Raw genomic sequence first — 20,945 nt, 5'->3', positions numbered from 1 at the left:
TGATCCTCGAAGACTCGAAGAAGAGAGACTCGGGAATCTTTGCCCATCGGAGGCAGGCGGCAGCAGCCGTCGACAACTCGACCTGGTTACGGTACGCGCGGCTACGCCATCCGGTCAAACCGGAGCCGCCCGGGGTCACCCGCTACTGCACTCGTGCACAGCCTGTGGACAACGACTTGAATGGTGCACGTCGGCCTGACTACCGTGGCTGAACTTCCCATCCCTCACGACCGTCCCGAGAACCACACATTCGTGGGATCTGGTCGACTTCAGCGAAGATCCCCCCACCAAGCGAGTGAGAGAGCGTGCCCGTGGCTGACCTACCTGCCGATCTTGCCGCAGTGTGGCCGCGCGTGCTGGAACAGCTCCTCTCGGAGGGCCAGGGGGTAGAGGCGAAGGACCAGCGCTGGCTCCAGGACTGCCAGCCCCTGGTGCTGGTCTCCGGGACGGCGCTGCTCGGCGTGCCCAACGAATACGCGAAGGGCGTCCTGGAAGGGCGGCTCTCGCCCATGATCAGCGAGGCGCTCAGCCGCGAGTGCCAGCAGCCCATCCGCCTGGCGATCACCGTCACGGGCCCGGCCCCCGAGCCAGGCCCCGCGCCCGCGCCCACCCCTTCCGTACCGCAGCAGCACACCCCTGGCCCCCGCGACGGCGGCTACGAGGGGGGATACGACAGCGGGGGCGGGTACGACGGCTACGAGAACCGCGACATCCCCGCGGCTCGCCCCGCCTACCCCGACTACCCGCAGGCACCCCAGCCCCAGGGGCCCCCTCCGCAGCACACTCAGCACACCCAGCAGGGCAACTGGCAGCAGCACCCGCGCGACGCCTGGCCCCCGCAGCATCAGCCGCACCGGCAGCAGCACCAGGGCCAGTACGACCAGGGGCAGTACGAGCAGCACCAGCAACAGCAGTACGAGCAGCAGTACGAGAGGCCACAGCCCTCCTACGACACGTACGAGGCGCAGCAGGGCCGTTCCCAGCAGCACGCCCCGCAGCAGCACCAGGCCCAGCACCAGCAGCCTCAGCACCAGCACCAGCACCAGCACCAGCAGCGCCAGGTGCCGCCGCAGGGCCAGCCGCCCGCGCCCCGCTACGACGGCCCCTCCCAGCTCCCCGCGCCCAGCGGAGCGCCCGGCCCCCTCGCCGCGCAGCCCGCGCCCGCGACGGGTCCCGGCGAGCCCACCGCGCGGCTGAACCCGAAGTACCTCTTCGACACCTTCGTCATCGGCGCCTCCAACCGCTTCGCGCACGCCGCGGCCGTCGCCGTCGCCGAGGCACCGGCCAAGGCGTACAACCCGCTGTTCATCTACGGCGAGTCGGGGCTCGGCAAGACGCACCTGCTGCACGCCATCGGGCACTACGCGCGCAGCCTCTACCCGGGGACGCGGGTGCGTTACGTCAGCTCGGAGGAGTTCACCAACGAGTTCATCAACTCCATCCGCGACGGCAAGGCGGACACCTTCCGCAAGCGCTACCGCGACATGGACATCCTGCTCGTCGACGACGTCCAGTTCCTGGCGGACAAGGAGTCGACGCAGGAGGAGTTCTTCCACACCTTCAACACGCTCCACAACGCGAACAAGCAGATCGTGCTCTCCAGCGACCGGCCGCCCAAGGCGCTCGTGACGCTGGAGGACCGGCTGCGGAACCGGTTCGAGTGGGGCCTCATCACCGACGTCCAGCCGCCGGAGCTGGAGACGCGCATCGCGATCCTCCGTAAGAAGGCGGTGCAGGAACAGCTCAACGCGCCGCCCGAGGTACTGGAGTTCATCGCCTCGCGCATCTCGCGCAACATCCGCGAGCTGGAGGGCGCGCTCATCCGCGTCACGGCCTTCGCGTCGCTGAACCGGCAGCCGGTCGATCTCGGTCTGACGGAGATCGTGCTCAAGGACCTGATCCCCGGCGGCGAGGACGCCACCCCGGAGATCACGGCCACCGACATCATGGCGGCCACGGCCGACTACTTCGGGCTGACGGTGGACGATCTGTGCGGCTCCTCGCGCAGCCGCGTCCTGGTGACCGCGCGGCAGATCGCCATGTATCTGTGCCGCGAGCTGACGGACCTCTCGCTGCCGAAGATCGGCGGCCAGTTCGGCGGCCGGGACCACACGACGGTGATGCACGCGGACCGCAAGATCCGCGCCCTCATGGCCGAGCGCCGCTCCATCTACAACCAGGTCACCGAGCTGACGAACCGCATCAAGAACGGCTGACCTGACCGGACATCACGTCGCTGCCCCCGGGCTGCCCCGCTCGGGCAGCCCGGGGGCAGCGGTCCCGGGGGCGCAGGTCAGTGGTGACGCTTCGCGGGCGCCGCCGGGTCCCTGTACCGGGGAGCGCCGACGCCGTACGCGGGCCGCTCGTGGCTGCCTTGCCCGTGACCTCCGGACCTCCCCTGGCCTCCGGCGCCGTGCCCGGGCCGCGGCAGGCCCGGCGGGGCGTAGGCGCCCGCCCCGCGCCCACGCTGCCCCGAACCCGTGGTGAGACTCGGCAGAGCCTCCCGCTGCCGCCTGAGCCTGTCCGACTCATGGGCTCCGGGCGCGTTCGGCAGCATCCGCGCGACGTCCCTCGGGTTCGCGGGCGGATGCTGGAGCCGGGGGTAGGGGGCGCGGGCCGATGGCGTGGCCTCCCGGTGCCCTCCGGGCATGAACGACATCGCCTGCGCGATATCGAACCTGTCGTCGCGCGCTCCCGGCCGCGAGCCGGAATCCTCTCGCTCTCGCCCTCGCCCGAGCAGCCCCTCGAACTGCCGCCGGACCGCCTCGTCCTGGTCCGCGATTTCCTGAGCGCGTCGCTCCTGTTCCCGGCGGCCGTACGGCACTTCGTGCGCGCGGGCACCGGCCCGCGAGTGCGCCACCAGTGCCACCGACGACGCCTGGGCCAGGGCCGCGCGCTGGTAGCTCTCCGCGTGCGCGGCGTGCTCGGCGGCGGTCACCCATCCCTCGGGCCGCTGTGCCCTGCGCCGGGCCCTTCGCTCTTCCCTGAGCCTTTCCCTTTCATGATCCATACCTGGGTGGGACGCGCTCACGCCGCCGGAAGTTCACGGCCAACGGCTCACGGTGCCTTCGCTGTTCGAATCCACAGGCTCTGGAGCCCGAGGTCCACAGATCCTCGCCGAAACGGGCGTCCACACCCTGGGGAACCCGTAAGTTGTCCCAGCGGCGTCCACAACCGGGCCACTCGGCGGGCTGTTTGCCGAGGTCAGGTGCCTGTGTATTTGTGCGCAACCGTTGTCCACAGGCTGTGGAGCGAAAACCGGGCCGCGAACCGGACTCCGACTTGTCCACCGCCCGCCCACAGGCTGGGGCCTCTTGTCCCCAGCTTCTCCACAGCGCTGTCCACTGTTCGGCAACACAACGCGCCCACTCACTGATCCGAGTGAAAGCGGTCACACTGAGGGCCTGGATTGGGCTGTGGGAAAGGTGGGTAAAACTGTGGGCGCCGCTGTGGGGAAGTCCGGTCCGCCTGTGCATCGGGTGTGGGTAACTTTCCGGCGTCCACAGGACCCCCCGTTCCCTCCACCGCTCCGCCCACAGGGCCGGTGGACAAAATTCCGGGTCTGACCTGCGGAAACGCGGTTATCCACGGTTTCCACAACCCCTACTACTACGACCACAGAGTTAGACAGGGAACTTCGCTTCGAAGTGGGGGCTGTGCACAACTCGGGCCGACGGCTTCCTACCCCGCAGGCAACGACTTGACCCACACCCGCACCGACTGTCAGCGACGTGCGTCAGACTGGTCCCCGGCAACGAGCCGACGACGACAGGCCAGCAGGGCGAGCAGCCAGCAACAGCAGGAGGCGGCTGAAGGTGAAGATCCGGGTAGAGCGCGATGTTCTCGCGGAGGCGGTGGCCTGGGCGGCGAAAAGCCTTCCCGCCCGTCCGCCGGTGCCCGTCCTCGCGGGCCTTCTGCTCAAGGCGGAGGACGGCTCACTGAGCCTCTCCGGCTTCGACTACGAGGTATCGGCCCGCGTCTCGGTGGACGCCGAGGTGGACGAGGAGGGCACGGTTCTCGTGTCCGGGCGGCTGCTGGCGGACATCTGCCGTGCGCTGCCCAACCGGCCGGTGGAGATCTCCACCGACGGTGTGCGGGTGACCGTGGTCTGCGGTTCCTCGCGATTCACACTCCACACACTCCCTGTGGAGGAGTACCCGGCGCTGCCGGAGATGCCCAACGCGACGGGCACGGTCCCCGGCGAGGTCTTCGCCTCGGCCGTCTCGCAGGTGGCCATCGCGGCAGGCCGTGACGACACGCTGCCGGTGCTCACCGGTGTGCGCATCGAGATCGAGGGCGACACGGTCACCCTGGCCTCCACCGACCGCTACCGCTTCGCGGTCCGCGAGTTCCTGTGGAAGCCGGAGACGCCGGACGCGTCCGCGGTCGCGCTGGTCCCGGCGAAGACGCTGCTGGACACGGCGAAGTCCCTCAGCGGCGGCGAGAGCGTCTCGCTGGCGCTGTCCGGGTCCGGCTCCGGCGAGGGCCTGATCGGCTTCGAGGGCGCGGGCCGGAGGACGACGACGCGGCTCCTGGAGGGCGACCTCCCGAAGTACCGCACGCTGTTCCCCACCGAGTTCAACTCGGTCGCGGTGATCGAGACCGCGCCGTTCGTCGAGGCCGTCAAGCGCGTGGCCCTGGTGGCGGAGCGCAACACCCCGGTCCGGCTGAGCTTCGAGCAGGGCGTGCTCACCCTGGAGGCCGGTTCCAGTGACGACGCACAGGCTGTGGAGCGCGTCGACGCCGATCTGGAGGGCGACGACATCTCGATCGCCTTCAACCCCGGCTTCCTCCTGGAGGGCCTCAGCGCGATCGACTCCCCTGTGGCGCAGCTCTCCTTCACGACGTCGACGAAGCCCGCGCTGCTGAGCGGCAAGCCCGCGAAGGACGCGGAGGCGGACGACGCGTACAAGTACCTGATCATGCCGGTGCGGCTGTCGGGCTGAGCCGGGCGTGAGAGGCGGACCACGGCGCTCCGGCTGGGAGCGCGAGGGTCGTCCCTCGCAAGGTCGCAGCATGCCGGTGCGGCTGTCGGGCTGAGCCGGGCGTGAGAGGCCGCTGAGCTGCACCGTAGACGGGCAGGGCCCGCCCCTCAGCAGGGTGGCTGGGCCTCGGATGAGCGGCGGGAGCCCACAGGTGTGCACGCATCTGTGGGCGTAGGCTCGGGCTCAGGTACGAATCGTGAAAGAAGGGGCACTGATGGAGCTCGGTCTCGTCGGTCTCGGCAAGATGGGCGGCAACATGCGCGAGCGCATCCGCCGCGGAGGCCACACGGTCATCGGCTATGACCGGAACCCGGACATTGCCGATGTCCACAGCCTCGGAGAGCTGGTGGACAAGCTCAAGGGGCCGCGTGTGGTCTGGGTCATGGTCCCGGCAGGTGACGCCACCCAGTCCACGGTCGACGAGCTGGCCGAGCTGCTCTCCCCCGGCGACATCGTCGTGGACGGCGGCAACTCGCGCTGGACGGACGACGAGAAGCACGCGAAGGAGCTGGCCGAGAAGGGCATCGGCTTCGTCGACTGCGGCGTCTCCGGCGGCGTCTGGGGCCTGGAGAACGGCTACGCGCTGATGTACGGCGGCGACGCCGAGCACGTCGCCAAGGTCCAGCCGGTCTTCGACGCGCTGAAGCCCGAGGGCGAGTTCGGCTCCGTCCACGCGGGCAAGGTCGGCGCCGGCCACTTCGCGAAGATGGTCCACAACGGCATCGAGTACGCGATGATGCAGGCGTACGCCGAGGGCTGGGAGCTGCTGGAGGCGGCGGACTCGGTCACCGACGTGCGGGAGGTGTTCCGCTCCTGGCAGGAGGGGACCGTCATCCGCTCCTGGCTGCTCGATCTCGCCGTCAACGCGCTCGACGGCGACGAGCACCTCACCCAGCTCCGCGGCTACGCGGCGGACTCCGGCGAGGGCCGCTGGACGGTGGAGGCGGCGATCGACAACGCGGTGCCGCTGCCCGCGATCACCGCGTCGCTCTTCGCGCGCTTCTCCTCGCGGCAGGACGACTCGCCGCAGATGAAGATGATCGCCGCACTGCGCAACCAGTTCGGCGGCCACGCGGTCGAGAACACGAAGTAAGCGCGCAGCACTGGCGCGCGGCACACGCGCACAACGGGGCAGGAGGCCGGAGCGGACCGTGCACGTAACGCATCTTTCGCTGGCCGACTTCCGCTCGTACGCCCGGGCCGAGGTTCCCCTCGACCCGGGCGTCACCGCGTTCGTCGGCCCGAACGGCCAGGGCAAGACCAACCTCGTCGAGGCCGTCGGCTATCTGGCGTCGCTCGGCAGCCACCGGGTGTCCTCGGACGCGCCGCTGGTGCGGATGGGCGCCGAGCGGGCCGTCGTACGGGCGCAGGTGCGGCAGGGCGAGCGGCAGCAGCTGGTCGAGCTGGAGCTGAACCCCGGGCGCGCGAACCGGGCCAGGATCAACCGGTCCTCGCAGGTCAAGCCGCGTGACGTGCTGGGCATCGTGCGCACCGTGCTGTTCGCGCCCGAGGACCTGGCGCTGGTGAAGGGCGATCCGGGGGAACGCCGCAAGTTCCTCGACGAGCTGATCACCGCGCGCTCGCCCCGGATGGCCGGGGTCCGCTCGGACTACGAGCGGGTGCTCAAGCAGCGCAACACCCTGCTGAAGTCGGCCGCGATGGCGCGCCGGCACGGCGGCAAGGGCATGGACCTCTCGACGCTCGACGTGTGGGACCAGCATCTGGCACGCGTCGGCGCCGAGCTGCTGGCGCGGCGCCTGGAGCTGATCGGCACGCTCCAGCCGCTCGCGGACAAGGCGTACGAGCAGCTCGCGCCCGGCGGCGGGCCCGTCGCGCTGGAGTACAAGGGCGCGGTCACGGGCAGCACGCCCGAGGAGCTGTACGGCGGGCTGCTGGAGGCGCTGGCCGAGGCCCGCAAGCAGGAGATCGAGCGCGGCGTGACCCTCGTGGGCCCGCACCGCGACGATCTGGTCCTCAAGCTGGGCCAGCTCCCCGCGAAGGGGTACGCGTCGCACGGCGAGTCCTGGTCGTACGCGCTCTCGCTGCGCCTGGCCTCGTACGACCTGCTCAAGAGCGAGGGCAACGAGCCGGTGCTGGTCCTGGACGACGTGTTCGCCGAGCTGGACGTGAAGCGCAGGGCGCGGCTGGCCGAGCTGGTGGCGCCGGGCGAGCAGGTGCTGGTGACGGCCGCTGTGGAGGAGGACGTGCCCGGCGTGCTGGAGGGGGCCAGGTTCGCGGTGTCGGAGGGCGAGGTCGCGCGCGTATGACGCCCAGGAGCGGAAGCGGCGACGGTGGCCCTGGTGGCGGACCCGGGGAGAATCCTTCCGCCACGGGATCCGGCCCCGGCACCGGGTCCGGGTCCGGCCCAGGCCCCGGTCAGGACGACGCCCCCGGCGGCCCCGAGCAGAAGCCCACCCCCGAGCCGACGGGCGTCGATCTGGCCCGCGTGGCCCTCCGCGCCGCCAAGGAGCAGGCCCGCGAGCGCGGGGCCGCCGCGCAGCAGAAGAAGCAGGTGCGCCGCGGTGCGGGACCGCGCTCCGGAGCCCGCAGGGACGGGCGCGACCCGATGTCGCTGGGCGCGGCCGTGCACCGGCTGATCACCGAGCGCGGCTGGGAGGCCCCGGCCGCGGTGGGCGGCGTGATGGGCCGCTGGCCGCAGCTCGTGGGCGCCGAGGTGGCGCAGCACTGCGAGCCGCAGCGGTACGACGAGGAGGAGCGCGCCCTCACCGTGCGCTGCGACTCGACGGCCTGGGCGACGCAGCTGCGGCTGCTGGCGCCGAGGCTCGTGGCCCGGCTGAACGAGGACCTCGGTCAGGGCACCGTAAAAGTGATCAAGGTACGGGGGCCCGAGGCGCCGCACACGCGCTACGGCCCGTTGCGCGCTCCCGGCAGCAAGGGCCCCGGCGATACGTACGGGTGACGTACGGGTGAGCTGTTGACCTGCGAGGCGAGGGCGGATTTCCGTGACCGCGCTCACCGTAATGGAACGTTGACAGGCCGAAGCTCTGAGCGCCCTTGTGAGCCTCTTAGCCCCCCGGTCCGCATATGGGGAGTCGGCGGACGCCAGTTCAGGGCGGCACATGCGGACTCAGGTACCGGCAAACCCCCATTCACGTTGCCGCCCCCGGTACACTGGAAGCTAACCCGCCTTGTTGCGGAACATGTCGAACGACGCAGCCGCTCCGTCCTGCCCAGGAGACGGCCTGTGCTGTGCCAGAAAGGGCGCTTCGTGGCCGATTCCGGCAACCTCAGCGAGAACGAGAAGAATCTCTCCGATATCGGCGACTCCCCGGCGCCCGTGCCCGTGGCCGAGCCCGAGGCGCCGTCGTACGACGCCAGCGCGATCACGGTCCTGGAGGGCCTTGAGGCGGTGCGCAAGCGGCCCGGCATGTACATCGGGTCGACCGGCGAGCGCGGTCTCCACCACTTGGTGTACGAGGTCGTGGACAACTCCGTCGACGAGGCGCTGGCGGGCCACGCCGACACCATCGACGTGACGCTGCTCGCCGACGGCGGCGTGCGCGTCGTCGACAACGGGCGTGGCATCCCCGTGGGCATCGTGCCCTCGGAGAACAAGCCGGCCGTCGAGGTCGTCATGACGGTGCTGCACGCGGGCGGCAAGTTCGGCGGCGGCGGGTACGCGGTCTCCGGCGGTCTGCACGGCGTGGGCGTCTCCGTCGTCAACGCGCTGTCGCAGAAGGTCGCCGTCGAGGTCAAGACCGACGGCTACCGCTGGACGCAGGACTACAAGCTGGGCGCGCCGACGGCTCCGCTCCAGAAGAACGAGGCCACGGACGAGACCGGGACCACGGTCACGTTCTGGGCCGACGGTGAGATCTTCGAGACCACCGACTACTCCTTCGAGACGCTGGCCCGCCGCTTCCAGGAGATGGCGTTCCTGAACAAGGGACTCACCATCACGCTGACGGACGAGCGTCCGGAGCACGTGGACGAGGAGGGCAAGCAGCTCTCGGTCCGGTACCACTACGAGGGCGGCATCTCCGACTTCGTGAAGTACCTCAACTCGCGCAAGGGCGAGCTGGTCCACCCCACGGTGATCGACTTCGAGGCCGAGGACAAGGAGAGGATGCTCTCCGTCGAGGTCGCGATGCAGTGGAACAGCCAGTACAGCGAGGGGGTGTACTCCTTCGCGAACACGATCCACACGCACGAGGGCGGCACCCACGAGGAAGGCTTCCGCGCGGCGCTGACGGGTCTGATCAACCGCTACGCGCGCGACAAGAAGCTGCTGCGCGAGAAGGACGACAACCTCACGGGCGAGGACATCCGCGAGGGTCTGACGGCGATCATCTCGGTCAAGCTCGGCGAGCCCCAGTTCGAGGGCCAGACGAAGACCAAGCTGGGCAACACCGAGGCGAAGACCTTCGTCCAGAAGATCACCCACGAGTACTTCACGGACTGGCTGGACCGGAACCCCAACGAGGCCGCGGACATCATCCGCAAGGGGATCCAGGCGGCCACGGCGCGGGTCGCCGCCCGTAAGGCGCGGGACCTGACCCGTCGCAAGGGACTGCTGGAGACGGCGTCGCTGCCGGGCAAGCTGAGCGACTGCCAGTCCAACGACCCCGCCAGGTGCGAGATCTTCATCGTCGAGGGTGACTCGGCGGGCGGCTCGGCCAAGTCAGGCCGTGACCCCGAGTACCAGGCGATCCTCCCGATCCGCGGCAAGATCCTGAACGTGGAGAAGGCGCGGATCGACAAGGTCCTCCAGAACACGGAGGTCCAGGCACTGATCTCGGCCTTCGGCACGGGCATCCACGAGGACTTCGACATCAGCAAGCTCCGCTACCAGAAGATCATTCTGATGGCGGACGCCGATGTCGACGGCCAGCACATCAACACCCTGCTGCTGACGCTCCTCTTCCGCTTCATGCGTCCCCTGGTCGAGGCGGGGCACGTGTTCCTGTCGCAGCCGCCGCTCTACAAGGTCAAGTGGGGCCGCGAGGAGCACCAGTACGCCTACTCGGACCGCGAGCGCGACAGCCTGATCGAGCTGGGGCGCGAGCAGGGCAAGCGGATCAGGGACGACTCGATCCAGCGTTTCAAGGGTCTCGGTGAGATGAACGCGGAGGAGCTGCGCATCACCACGATGGACCAGGAGCACCGGGTGCTGAAGCAGGTGACGCTGGACGACGCGGCGGCCGCCGACGACCTGTTCTCCATCCTCATGGGCGAGGACGTGGAGGCGCGGCGCTCGTTCATCCAGCGCAACGCCAAGGACGTCCGCTTCCTCGACATCTGAGCACGTCGGCCCACTCGGACAGGTGCCGCACACACAGAAGGACTTGAGCTAAGCAATGGCCGACGAGACCCCCCCCATTCCCGAGACCCCCGAAGCTCCCGAGGTGCCCGAGGTTCCGGAAGCGCCCGAGGGCGATCCCGCCCCCGTGGAGCTGGAAGGCGCCGCCGCCCGCGTGGAGCCGGTGAGCCTTGAGACCGAGATGCAGCGGTCGTACCTCGACTACGCGATGAGCGTGATCGTCTCGCGTGCGCTGCCCGACATCCGCGACGGCCTGAAGCCGGTGCACCGCCGGGTGCTGTACGCGATGTACGACGGCGGGTACCGCCCCGAGAAGGGCTTCTACAAGTGCGCCCGCGTCGTCGGCGACGTCATGGGCACGTACCACCCGCACGGCGACTCCTCGATCTACGACGCGCTGGTCCGCCTGGCGCAGCACTGGTCGATGCGGATGCCGCTGGTCGACTCCAACGGCAACTTCGGCTCGCCGGGCAACGACCCGGCCGCCGCCATGCGGTACACCGAGTGCAAGATGGCGCCGCTGGCCATGGAGATGCTCCGGGACATCGACGAGGACACCGTCGATTTCCAGGACAACTACGACGGCCGCAACCAGGAGCCGACGGTTCTCCCGGCGCGCTTCCCGAACCTGCTGATCAACGGCAGTGCGGGCATCGCGGTCGGCATGGCCACCAACATCCCCCCGCACAACCTGCGCGAGGTCGCCGCCGGCGCCCAGTGGTACCTGGAGCACCCCGACGCGAGCAGCGAGGAGCTGCTGGAAGCGCTCATCGAGCGCATCAAGGGCCCCGACTTCCCGACGGGCGCGCTGATCGTGGGCCGCCGGGGCATCGAGGAGGCGTACCGCACGGGTCGCGGTTCCATCACCATGCGCGCCGTGGTCGAGGTCGAGGAGATCCAGGGCCGCCAGTGCCTGGTCGTCACCGAGCTGCCGTACCAGGTCAATCCCGACAACCTCGCGCTGAAGATCGCCGAGTTGGTCAAGGACGGCCGGGTCGGCGGCATCGCTGACGTGCGGGACGAGACCTCGTCGCGTACGGGGCAGCGCCTGGTGGTCGTGCTGAAGCGGGACGCGGTCGCCAAGGTCGTCCTGAACAACCTCTACAAGCACACCGACCTCCAGACGAACTTCGGCGCCAACATGCTGGCCCTGGTGGAGGGTGTGCCGCGGACCCTGTCCCTGGACGCGTTCATCCGGCACTGGGTGAACCACCAGATCGACGTCATCGTCCGCCGTACGCAGTACCGGCTGCGCAAGGCCGAGGAGCGGGCGCACATCCTGCGCGGTCTGCTCAAGGCGCTCGACGCGATCGACGAGGTCATCGCGCTGATCCGGCGCAGCGACACGGTGGACGTCGCGCGCGAGGGCCTGATGGGGCTGCTCGCGATCGACGAGATCCAGGCGAACGCGATCCTGGAGATGCAGCTCCGCCGCCTGGCGGCACTGGAGCGGCAGAAGATCACCGCCGAGCACGACGAACTCCAGAAGAAGATCAACGAGTACAACGCGATCCTCGCCTCCCCCGCCCGTCAGCGGGAGATCATCGGCGAGGAGCTGACGGCGCTGGTCGACAAGTTCGGCGACGACCGCCGCACCCAGCTCATCCCCTTCGAAGGCGACATGTCCATCGAGGACCTGATCGCCGAGGAGGACATCGTCGTCACCATCTCGCGTGGCGGCTATGTGAAGCGGACGAAGACCGAGGACTACCGGGCGCAGAAGCGCGGCGGGAAGGGGGTGCGGGGCACGAAGCTGAAGGAGGACGACATCGTCGACCACTTCTTCGTCTCCACCACGCACCACTGGCTGCTGTTCTTCACCAACAAGGGCCGGGTCTACCGCGCGAAGGCGTACGAGCTGCCGGACGCGGGCAGGGACGCGCGCGGCCAGCACGTCGCGAACCTGCTGGCCTTCCAGCCGGACGAGCAGATCGCGCAGATCCTCGCCATCCGCGACTACGAGGCGGTGCCCTATCTGGTGCTCGCCACCAAGTCGGGCCTGGTGAAGAAGACCCCGCTCAAGGACTACGACTCGCCGCGCTCCGGCGGCGTCATCGCGATCAACCTCCGTCAGATGGACGACGGCCGCGACGACGAGCTGATCGGCGCCGAGCTGGTCTCCCCGGAGGACGATCTGCTGCTGGTCAGCAGGAAGGCGCAGTCGATCCGGTTCACCGCGACGGACGATTCGCTGCGCCCGATGGGCCGTGCCACCTCGGGTGTGAAGGGCATGAGCTTCCGCGAGGGGGACGAACTCCTCTCGATGAATGTCGTCCGGGCGGGTACTTTCGTCTTCACCGCCACCGATGGCGGTTATGCGAAGCGCACGAACGTGGACGAGTACCGCGTACAGGGTCGCGGCGGCCTCGGTATCAAGGCCGCCAAGATCGTCGAGGATCGCGGTTCACTGGTCGGCGCGCTGGTGGTGGAGGAGAGCGACGAGATCCTCGCCATCACGCTCAGCGGTGGGGTGATCCGTACGCGGGTCAGCGAGGTCCGGGAGACCGGTCGTGACACCATGGGCGTTCAACTGATCAACCTGGGCAAGAAGGACGCGGTCGTCGGCATCGCACGTAACGCCGAGGCCGGTCGTGAGGCCGAGGAAGTGGAAGCGGCTGTGGAGCCCGGCGAGGAGCCCCCGGCCCCGTCGAACGACGAGGAGTAAGGCGTGAGTGGTGCGCAGCCACAGCCGCGGACGCAGGCCGGTCAATCGTCCGGGAAACGGTCGACCGAGAGCAGGTCGCAGTCGTCGCGGACCAGGACGGAGGCGCAGCCTCAGCCACAGCCCCTGCCGCAACCCCAGCCAGAGTCTCAGCCGCACCATCCGCCGCAGGCGTACCCGGCCCCTCCCTCGGGCGGGTCGGGTGGCTCCGGCGGATCGGGCGGGTCGGGTGGCTCCGGCGGATCGGGCGGTTCGGGTGGGTCCGGCGGTGGCGGCGACACGAAGGGCGGGGTGCGCAGGCCGCGTACGGGCGCCCGTACGGTGCCGCGCACGCGCAAGGCGCGGCTGCGGGTGGCCAAGGCCGACCCGTGGTCGGTGATGAAGGTCAGCTTCCTGCTGTCGATCGCCCTCGGACTGTGCACGATCGTGGCCGTCTCGGTGCTGTGGATGGTGATGGACGCGATGGGCGTCTTCACCACCATCGGCGGCACGGTGAGCGAGGCGACGGGCTCGGGCGACGGAGGCGGCTTTGACCTCGAGTCGTTCCTCTCGCTGCCCCGGGTGCTCCTGTTCACCTCGGTCATCGCGGTGATCGACGTCATCCTGGCAACGGCCCTGGCCACGCTGGGCGCGTTCATCTACAACCTCTCCGCGGGCTTCGTGGGCGGGGTCGAGCTGACGCTGGCCGAGGACGAGTAGTTCGTCTCGGGCCCGCGAGGGGGCGCCCCTCGCGGGCCCTCACGGGGGCCTCCTGCCCCTCCGCTGTCCCCACGGTCGCGGTGCCTCCCGGGCGCCGCGACCGTTCGCGTGCGGGGCCTCGGGGGCGGCTCCGGAGCCGATCCGGGGGCGGTACGCGGCCGGGCCCGGGGCGGGGTCGGGAGGCGCCCAGGGGCGGTCGCGGAACCGATTTGGGAACGCGGGCTGAAGTGCGCTAATCTTTCGGTGCAGCGCGCGGCTATAGCTCAGATGGTTAGAGCGCATCCCTGATAAGGATGAGGCCCCTGGTTCAAGTCCAGGTAGCCGCACCAGCGCAAATAGGTGCTACTCGTTCGAGTAGCACCTATTTGACATCTACGGCTGACATCAGCCGAGCAATTCATCCCCTTCCAGGAGAGCCGCGAGACGGTTCGCGCCTGCACGCTGGTCGTCATCCACAACGTGTGTGTAGATCTCCAGCGTCATGCGGATCTGACTGTGCCGCAGGATGGCCTGGGCCACCTTGGGATGGACCTTGAGGAAGGCCAGCAGAGTCCCGCACGTGTGCCGTGCGAGGCGAACCGTGATCCGCCGGACTCCCACCCGCTTCCCCAGGCGCTCGAAGGTGCGCGAGAAGCCACGCGGCTCGATCAGGCCGCCGTTCCGCTCCGAGAAGATCACGTCTTCACCGGGCTTCTGATGCCACTCCGCGCCCGCGATCCCACGCTCCAGCGCTTGCAGCTCCTTCCGCTCCCAGAGTGCGTCGGCACAGAACTTCGGGAGCGGCAACGCCGCCTGCGACGAATCGGTCTTGAGCGCCTTGAGGATCAGCCCATCCTCTTCGCGTTGCACCTGCTTTGTCGGGGTGAACTGTTCGTTGTCGAAGTCCACGTCTTGCCAGCGCAGGCCCAGAATCTCGCTCCGGCGCAGCCCGAGCACCAGCAGCAGGACGAATGCCGCGTAGAGCCTGTGTGCGCGGGCCGCACGGAGGAACTGGATGGCCTCCCGTGCACTCCACGGCTTACGGTCCTGCTTGGTGACCTTGGGCATGTCCACCAGCTCAGCCACGTTCCGCACCACCAGCTCTTCCCGCCGGGAGCGGTTCAGCGCGTTACGGAGCACGCGCAGTGTCTCTTGCCGGGTCGCTGCCGGGACGCCTGCCCGTTCCATAGCGGCCATGGCTTGCCGGACGTGAGTCGGCGTAAGACGGGTGAGCGACTTCTTGCCCAGGTGGGGAATGAGGTAGAGCCGAACCTTCGACTCGTACTTGGCGTGAGTGTTGAACTCGTTGTTCGGCTTGACGATGTGCTGAATCCAATAGGTGAGGTAGTCACCCACCTTCCACGCCTTCGAGGGCACGGGAACGCCGTTCCGCTCCTGCTGCTGGAGCTTGCTCAACTTCTCGTCGGCTTCGTCCCAGGTCTTGCCGTACACGAACCTGCGGACCCGGTGCCCTTCGGTGTCCGTGACGTACGCGGCTCCCTGATACCGGCCGTCCGAGCGCTGCGTGATGGTGCCTCCACCGTTGGGGCGGCGCTTGGGCATCAGGCTGCTTCCTCCATCTTGTTGCGGATGTACGCGGCGAGGGCGTCGACGGGGACGCGCCGGGCGCGTCCCTCGGTGAAGCTCCGCAGGCGACCGCTGCGGATGAGGTCGTAGACCTTCGGGCGGCTGAGTCGCAGGGCCGCCATCACCTCGGGGACGGTCAGAACCTCGGTGCTCTGGGTGAGCTGCACGGTGGTGCTCCGTTCGATCCGAGGGCGGAGCGGTAAGGGCGGTAAGGGTGGTAAGCCGCGTGAGCTGGGGTTTGGTGGGGGTGATAAGGGGCGCGGTATGGGGTGCGGTAAGTCGTGGGTCCCTGGTGGGTGGGGCTTACCGCCCTGGTTTTCGCGCCCCTTATCGCTCCGTCGTTTCCGCTGGTCAGCGGGCTTATCGGCCTTTGCGCCCTTACCGCTCTCAGCCCGCGTAGCTGAGGACGGTGGTGGGGCGGCCCTTGGTGGGGCGCTGGGTGCGGAGGTAGCCGGGCTGGTCGAGGAGTTCGGCCGCCAGGCGGTCGCGTTCGGCGCGGGTGGTGTTCTTGAACAAGCGCCGGACCTGGTCGGCACTCAGTCCGTCGGGTCCGGCCGCGCGTACGGCGTCGGCGAGCTTGTTGACCTTGGGGTCGCCGGTGACGTTGCCGAGCAGGTGGACGGCGGAGGCGCGGGCGTAGTCCAGGAGCCGCCAGGCGGCGCGCATGTGGTCCTCGGCGATGGTGTCGGTGTGGTCGCACAGGGCGTAGACCATGGCGACCCGCTGGACGTACGGCGCCGCCCTGGCCGTGAACTGGGCGATCACGCCGCCCGCCGAGTCGTCGCTGAGCGCCGGATACACGTGCTCGCAGTACAGCTCCCAGGCGGCAGGGCTGAAGCGGACGTGCTCGACGCGGGCGGCGTCGTCCAGGACGGTGCGCCATCCGGCGGCAAGGTTGGAGACCAACTGGGCCGAGGCGCCACGTGATCCGGGCAGGATCAGATTCCGGTGGCAGAAGACCGGAAGGAACCGGTTGTACGTCCCGCCCGCCATCTCCGAGTCCTGCATCTTGGCCCGGAACTCCTCCGGGGTGATGTGGCCCAGGATCGCGATGTGCGGGTCCGTGGCCTTCAGGGAGTCGCGGACCATGGAGCCGAGCGAGTCCCCGTCCCACGCCTGCCGCAGCACACCCGGCAGGCTGGAACCCTCACGGCGGCCTCGGCTCATGGTGACCGCGTACTCGGACTCGACCACCCACAGCCGCTTGTCGATGCTCGCGGGGGTGGGGTCGTCGCTGTCGTCGTCCTTGACGTACTCGATCAGCCCTTCGCCGGAGTTCAGCCCGCGCGGGGTGTGCTCGGGGCCGAAGAAGTCCGGCAGCGCCTCAGCCAGCACGCGACGCGCGGTCGAGGTCGCCGAGCCCTTCCGCCCTGACGAGGTGGGACCGATCGTCAGGGCCCAGATCAGGGCGGGGTGGCGGTCGTTGCCCACCATGATGTGCGGGCGCCGGCCGATGACCGCCCCGGCCGCCGAGAGCAGGTTGACGAGCACGGCGACGGGGTCCGCCTCGCTGGTGCCGTCGAGCTGGTGCACGGTCTCGCCGAGCCAGCCGCAGAAGACATCCGGGTGCGGGGTGGGGCCCGGCCGGTGCGGGCGACGTACACCCGGGTGCGGGTCGTAGAGCGGGTTCGGCGGTCCCTGCGGCGCGTCGTCCGCCTGGTCCTCGTCCAGCACGTCGCGGGCGGTGAGCTGGGCCACCTGGGCGAGCACGTCAGCGCGGACCTGCTCGGCGTCGGTGTCCGGAGCGGAAGCGGCCTGGACGAGCCGCGTGCCCGCTTCGATCAGACGGCGCCGGTCGGCCTTCTCCCGCACGATCTCGGCGTAATACTCCGCGTGGGCCGCCGTGGGGACGGCGTCCACCAAGCCGTGGAGGTAGCCGGGGCCGCCCACCCGGTTCAGGTCGCCCGCCTGGTCGAGGTGGTGCGTCACGGTGATGGGGTCCACGGCCTGGCCCTGGTCGTGAAGCCGCTGAATGACGCGGTGGATCGTCTCGTGCGCGGGCCGGTAGTGGTCGCTCGCGTCCATCGTCGCGGCTACGTCGTCGATGGCGTCGGGCGAGAGCAGCATGCCGCCCAAGACGGACTGCTCGGCTTCGAGGTCGTGCGGCGGCCCCTCCCCACGGGGCGCCGCGCCCCCATGGAGCGGCAGTACGTTGCCGTACTGCTGCGGCTCTACGGGCTTAGCTGCCATGCTGGAAGCCTCCTGATTCCTGGTTGGGATGGGAGAGCCGGGGCGGCGGCCTGTCCTTGCACGGGTGTGCCGCCGCCCTGGCGCGATCAGTGGTGCTGCTGCTTCGGGCTCTGCTCGGTTCCGGGAAGCTCCGGGAGACCGGTCTCGGTGAGCGTGCGCGGGTCGAAGCCGGGAAGCGACGCCCGAGCCGTCAGGGCCTCGGCGAGCGCTGCGGCGTAGGCCGCGCCCTCCCGCGCCACCTCCACCTGGGCCCGGCCCCGTATCGCCTCCATGCGCTCGGCGTGGACGTGCTCCTCGCGCCGCTCGGCCGTCTGCCGCTCGTACGCGACGGCGGTGCGGCGGTCCGTACGCCAGTGGCGACCGGCCAGGACGTAGGCGAGCACGGTCGCGACGGCCCAGAGCAGCAGGGGCAGCGACAGGCCGTCGCTGTATCCGGCGACTCCGGCGACGGCGAGCGCGCCGGAGGTGGCGAACGCGGCAGCCGCGGTGGTGCTGTCGCCCCCGCGCAAGCCGTGTGAGGCGAACGCTCCGGCAGCGGCTGCCCCGAGGGCCAGCGCTCCCATCAGGACGGCGTTGCCGGTGGAGTGCTCGGCGCCGTTGGCGTTCCAGATCCGGGCGAGGATGAGCACGGTGCTCGTGGCGAGCGCGGGCGCGGCCTTGGGCGCGATGTGGGCGAGCCAGTGCGGGGCTGTGGTCTGTGCGTTCATGGGGTCGCCTCTCAGAGGTCGCGGACGGCGTCGGCGATGGCGGAGGTCAGTTCATTCACGGGCTGCGCGGCGCCGGACGAGGCGAGGTAGAAGCCGAACATCACGGCGACGAACGCGGCCCCGAAGCCGAGGGACTTGAACTTGAGGAGCGCCGCCAGGGCGACGCCGAAGAGCACGACGAGCGAGATCGTCACGGCCACGGCCGGTCTCCTTCGGTGAGGTGGGGCGAGATGAGGCGGGGTGGTCTGGTCTGGTCTGGTCAGCGGGTGCCGTCGCGGTGGAGGCGGGCGGCGAGGTGGTAGAGGTGGCGACCGGTCCGGATGCGGATGCCGTCGCCGTGGCAGCGGCGGCAGTGCTTGCCGCGTCGTGGCTTTCCGGTGCGGCTGTGCCGGAGCTGGAAGCCGAGTCCGGAGCACTTCCGGCAGCGTCCGAAGGGGCTCACGGCGCAGATGGCCGCGTAACAGAGAGTCGCCGCGACGAGTGCGCCGATAGCGAGGAGTGCGGGGGTCATGAAGGGCCTCCCTGGCCGGTTTCAGGGCGTGCTCGGGGAGGGCCGCTAACCGCTAGCGGCCTGATCAGGACGTATACGGGGCGCTAGCGGGGCCGCTAACGTTAGCGAGCTGGGCTGCTAGCGGCAGCGGCCCCGGAGCGTCATGCGGCGTCGCGGTTTCCGTCACGTTCCGCGACGGCGGCGGCTATCTCGGCGCGGACGATGCCGCGCCGGTTCACGACCTTGCCGTTGACGCGTCGGCCGATCTGGACGGTGTCGATGCCGAGCGGCTTCAGGGCCGCGCTGAGCTGTTCGGCCGCCCATCCCTCGTAGACCTCGGGCCGCAGCTCGGCCAGGCGCTCGGCGAGGAGTTCGTTCCACACCTTGGGCTCGGAGGCCGGGACGACGGCGAGCACGTCCCGGAGCAGATCGAACGACGCCGACGCTTCCGCCTCGGGCTCCTCACCGAGCGCGTGCCCGGACAGGGTCCCTTCCTTCTCCCGCAGCGCTCGGGCGCGCAGGGCGATCTTCTCGGCGGCCAGGGCGTCCGCGTACACGCCGCGCACGATGCGGGCGTCCGCACCCTCTCCCACGAAGTAGTGGATGCCCTTGTCGTCCCAGCCGAACATGGTCGCCCGCACGCCCCGCTTGTGGGCTCCGGTGCCGAGCACCATGTCGTTCTCGGTGTGGCCCATGACCTTGAGACAGAAGCGAGTGGAGGCGTTCGCGCTGATGCCGGTCGGCAGCGACTTCGCATCCGGGCGCTGAGTGGCCACCAGCAGCGTCATGCCCGTGGCCGGACCGCGCTTGACCAGGTCGGTACAGATCTCCTCGAACTCCGCCCCGTAGGTGGGGTGCTCGAACCAGACCTGGCACTCGTCCACGCCGATCACGATCGGGTGCAGCCCGAGCGACCGCTTCGACGCGAGAGCGCTGGTCACCTTCGACTCGGGGCACACATCGCGCGGCAGGGCCCGGATCGCCTTAGCGCGGCGTCGGAGTTCGGCGCGCAGCGCCCGCATGTCCTGGATGGCGTACTCGATGTCCTCCTCGTCCTCCCCGGCACGGTGCCGATGCGAGACCTTCTCACCGACGGGGTCGAGGTCGCCCGTGCCCTTCAGGTCGTACGTGTGCAGCTCGGCGCGCGAGTCGAGGGCGGCGATGAGCAGGAGCAGCCGGAGCAGGAAGGTTTTCCCCATGCGAGGGATCGCCCCGATGACGCCCGCGATGTACATCAGCGACAGCTCGACCCACCGCCCGCGCTGGTCGGTGCCGAACGGCACGGGCTTGAACAGGTCGACCGCCCCGGACTTGGCCAGCGGCCACGCGGGCTGCTTGGCCTTCGACATGTCCTGGTCCCCGACCCACAGCACCAGGCGGCCCGTGTGCTCGTCCGGCACGGCCTCGGGCCAGACGCAGCCCAGCGGACGGCGCAGACCGGAGGCGAGACGTTCGCGCCGGTCCATCACATCGGCGACGGTGACGCCGTACGGCAGGTCGCCTTCCGCGCGCCAGCCGGGGCCGTCGCGGGTGATGGGCGCGGTGAACGCGAACCCGTCGCGCCCCTTGGCGACGGCCTGGTTGATCTGCGAGATGGACAGGGCCGCCAGGGCCCGCAGCACGATGTCACTGGTGAGCTTCTGCACCTTGGGGATGTCGACGGCGCGCGACGCGACGGGCGCGTCGGCCTCGGTCCCGGCGACGCCGAGGGCCAGGAGCAGTCCGGTCACCGACACGGCTTGGAGCCAGCCGGGGGCGAGGACGTAGAGGGCGAGCGCCGTGCCAGTGCCGACGAGTGCGGCGAGCACGGTGACGAGGGTGCGCAGCCGTACGCGGCCGTCGCGCTGCCGGGACAGCTTCAGATAGTCGGCCGCGTCCTCGCGCTGGACGGCGGCCAGGCGGACGGGCTCGCCCTCCTTGTCTGCGACCCATCGCATGGTGCCGCCGACGAACCGGGCGGCGCCCCGCGGTGCCTGGAGGGCGAGCTTCGCCGCGTAGGCGGGGGTGCGAAGGGAGTGATAGCCGAGCAGATGGCCGTAGTGCCCGACGACCCACTTCGCGGCCGTCGCCAGCTCGGTACCGGAGCGGAGCCAGGCGGGCACGATCGCGTGCCGCTTCGCCCCGACGACGCGCGCCATGAAGCCGGGGCCGGTCGGGTCCGGGCCATCGACCAGGGGCGCGCCGGAGTCGGGCGACCGGTCGGCCGACTCGGTACGGGCCGACCGGGCCTTGCCGAGGTCGACCACGTTGGCCCCTGAGCCGGTGGCCGAGTCGGCGGTCATGTCCGCTTCCAGCCGGGCGAACAGATCCTTCTCGTTGCCGTTGTCGTCCGCGTGGTTCACTGACGTTCCTTCCGCATGGAGGG

General features: G+C 69.9%; 16 protein-coding genes and 1 tRNA gene. 9 read left to right on the top strand and 8 right to left on the bottom strand.

Annotation, left to right across the window (positions count from 1 at the left end; genetic code table 11):
- Positions 1-311 precede the first annotated feature (311 nt).
- The gene (gene dnaA, locus ACWGJ2_RS03480; RefSeq protein WP_453344258.1) at positions 312-2,216 is read left to right on the top strand and encodes a chromosomal replication initiator protein DnaA; all 1,905 of its coding nucleotides are present in this window, start codon (positions 312-314) and stop codon (positions 2,214-2,216) included.
- A 77-nt stretch (positions 2,217-2,293) separates the two neighbouring features.
- Here dnaA and ACWGJ2_RS03475 read toward each other — a convergent pair whose 3' ends face one another.
- Positions 2,294-2,938 (bottom strand): hypothetical protein, encoded by a 645-nt coding sequence (locus ACWGJ2_RS03475; protein WP_453344257.1) that lies wholly within the window; start codon positions 2,936-2,938, stop codon positions 2,294-2,296.
- Positions 2,939-3,815: 877 nt separating this feature from the next.
- Between ACWGJ2_RS03475 and dnaN the strand changes: the two genes are divergently transcribed.
- The 8 genes from dnaN (at position 3,816) to ACWGJ2_RS03435 (ending at position 13,956) form a co-directional block, all read left to right on the top strand.
- The gene (dnaN, locus tag ACWGJ2_RS03470; RefSeq protein ID WP_453344256.1) at positions 3,816-4,946 is read left to right on the top strand and encodes a DNA polymerase III subunit beta; all 1,131 of its coding nucleotides are present in this window, start codon (positions 3,816-3,818) and stop codon (positions 4,944-4,946) included.
- Positions 4,947-5,199: 253 nt separating this feature from the next.
- A complete protein-coding gene (gnd, locus tag ACWGJ2_RS03465; protein WP_453344255.1) occupies positions 5,200-6,078 on the top strand; it encodes a phosphogluconate dehydrogenase (NAD(+)-dependent, decarboxylating) in 879 nt (292 codons plus the stop codon).
- Between the two features lie 58 nt (positions 6,079-6,136).
- On the top strand, positions 6,137-7,252 hold the full coding sequence (gene recF / locus ACWGJ2_RS03460; RefSeq protein ID WP_453344254.1) for a DNA replication/repair protein RecF: 1,116 nt from the start codon (positions 6,137-6,139) through the stop codon (positions 7,250-7,252).
- Positions 7,249-7,905, top strand: coding sequence for a DUF721 domain-containing protein (locus ACWGJ2_RS03455; protein WP_453344253.1), 657 nt, complete (start codon positions 7,249-7,251; stop codon positions 7,903-7,905). The genes recF and ACWGJ2_RS03455 overlap by 4 nt, the downstream gene beginning before the upstream one ends.
- Before the next feature lie 285 nt (positions 7,906-8,190).
- Positions 8,191-10,248 carry a DNA topoisomerase (ATP-hydrolyzing) subunit B gene (gene gyrB / locus ACWGJ2_RS03450; RefSeq protein WP_453344252.1) on the top strand — a complete coding sequence of 686 codons (2,058 nt, stop codon included), beginning with the start codon at positions 8,191-8,193 and terminating at the stop codon, positions 10,246-10,248.
- A gap of 55 nt (positions 10,249-10,303) precedes the next feature.
- On the top strand, positions 10,304-12,931 hold the full coding sequence (gene gyrA, locus ACWGJ2_RS03445) for a DNA gyrase subunit A (protein WP_453344251.1): 2,628 nt from the start codon (positions 10,304-10,306) through the stop codon (positions 12,929-12,931).
- A gap of 123 nt (positions 12,932-13,054) precedes the next feature.
- A complete protein-coding gene (locus ACWGJ2_RS03440; protein WP_453344469.1) occupies positions 13,055-13,627 on the top strand; it encodes a DUF3566 domain-containing protein in 573 nt (190 codons plus the stop codon).
- A 252-nt stretch (positions 13,628-13,879) separates the two neighbouring features.
- Positions 13,880-13,956: transfer RNA gene (locus ACWGJ2_RS03435), tRNA-Ile, on the top strand.
- A 55-nt stretch (positions 13,957-14,011) separates the two neighbouring features.
- Here ACWGJ2_RS03435 and ACWGJ2_RS03430 read toward each other — a convergent pair.
- The 7 genes from ACWGJ2_RS03430 to ACWGJ2_RS03400 form a co-directional block, all read right to left on the bottom strand.
- Complete coding sequence (locus tag ACWGJ2_RS03430; protein WP_453344250.1) at positions 14,012-15,169, bottom strand: site-specific integrase; 1,158 nt, start codon at positions 15,167-15,169, stop codon at positions 14,012-14,014.
- On the bottom strand, positions 15,169-15,360 hold the full coding sequence (locus tag ACWGJ2_RS03425) for a helix-turn-helix domain-containing protein (RefSeq protein ID WP_453344249.1): 192 nt from the start codon (positions 15,358-15,360) through the stop codon (positions 15,169-15,171). Before ACWGJ2_RS03425 ends, ACWGJ2_RS03430 begins: the two co-directional genes overlap by 1 nt.
- Before the next feature lie 220 nt (positions 15,361-15,580).
- On the bottom strand, positions 15,581-17,383 hold the full coding sequence (locus ACWGJ2_RS03420) for a DnaB-like helicase N-terminal domain-containing protein (RefSeq protein ID WP_453344248.1): 1,803 nt from the start codon (positions 17,381-17,383) through the stop codon (positions 15,581-15,583).
- A gap of 86 nt (positions 17,384-17,469) precedes the next feature.
- Positions 17,470-18,090 carry a hypothetical protein gene (locus ACWGJ2_RS03415; protein ID WP_453344247.1) on the bottom strand — a complete coding sequence of 207 codons (621 nt, stop codon included), beginning with the start codon at positions 18,088-18,090 and terminating at the stop codon, positions 17,470-17,472.
- A gap of 11 nt (positions 18,091-18,101) precedes the next feature.
- Entirely contained in the window at positions 18,102-18,290 is a 189-nt protein-coding gene (locus tag ACWGJ2_RS03410) for a hypothetical protein (protein ID WP_453344246.1), read from the bottom strand.
- 59 nt (positions 18,291-18,349) lie between these two features.
- A complete protein-coding gene (locus ACWGJ2_RS03405) occupies positions 18,350-18,601 on the bottom strand; it encodes a hypothetical protein (protein WP_453344245.1) in 252 nt (83 codons plus the stop codon).
- A gap of 140 nt (positions 18,602-18,741) precedes the next feature.
- Positions 18,742-20,922, bottom strand: coding sequence for a cell division protein FtsK (locus tag ACWGJ2_RS03400; RefSeq protein WP_453344244.1), 2,181 nt, complete (start codon positions 20,920-20,922; stop codon positions 18,742-18,744).
- Positions 20,923-20,945 lie beyond the last annotated feature (23 nt).

Source organism: Streptomyces sp. NPDC054796 (genome assembly GCF_053611545.1).
This window is presented reverse-complemented; position numbering and strand designations above follow the sequence as displayed.

Bases quoted from the DNA above. Each gene is read 5' to 3' on its own strand.
- ACWGJ2_RS03415 (WP_453344247.1), bottom strand. From the start codon at position 18,090: ATGAACGCACAGACCACAGCCCCGCACTGGCTCGCCCACATCGCGCCC.
- gyrA (WP_453344251.1), top strand. From the start codon at position 10,304: ATGGCCGACGAGACCCCCCCCATTCCCGAGACCCCCGAAGCTCCCGAG.
- ACWGJ2_RS03455 (WP_453344253.1), top strand. From the start codon at position 7,249: ATGACGCCCAGGAGCGGAAGCGGCGACGGTGGCCCTGGTGGCGGACCC.
- ACWGJ2_RS03420 (WP_453344248.1), bottom strand. From the start codon at position 17,383: ATGGCAGCTAAGCCCGTAGAGCCGCAGCAGTACGGCAACGTACTGCCG.
- gnd (WP_453344255.1), top strand. From the start codon at position 5,200: ATGGAGCTCGGTCTCGTCGGTCTCGGCAAGATGGGCGGCAACATGCGC.
- ACWGJ2_RS03405 (WP_453344245.1), bottom strand. From the start codon at position 18,601: ATGACCCCCGCACTCCTCGCTATCGGCGCACTCGTCGCGGCGACTCTC.
- ACWGJ2_RS03430 (WP_453344250.1), bottom strand. From the start codon at position 15,169: ATGCCCAAGCGCCGCCCCAACGGTGGAGGCACCATCACGCAGCGCTCG.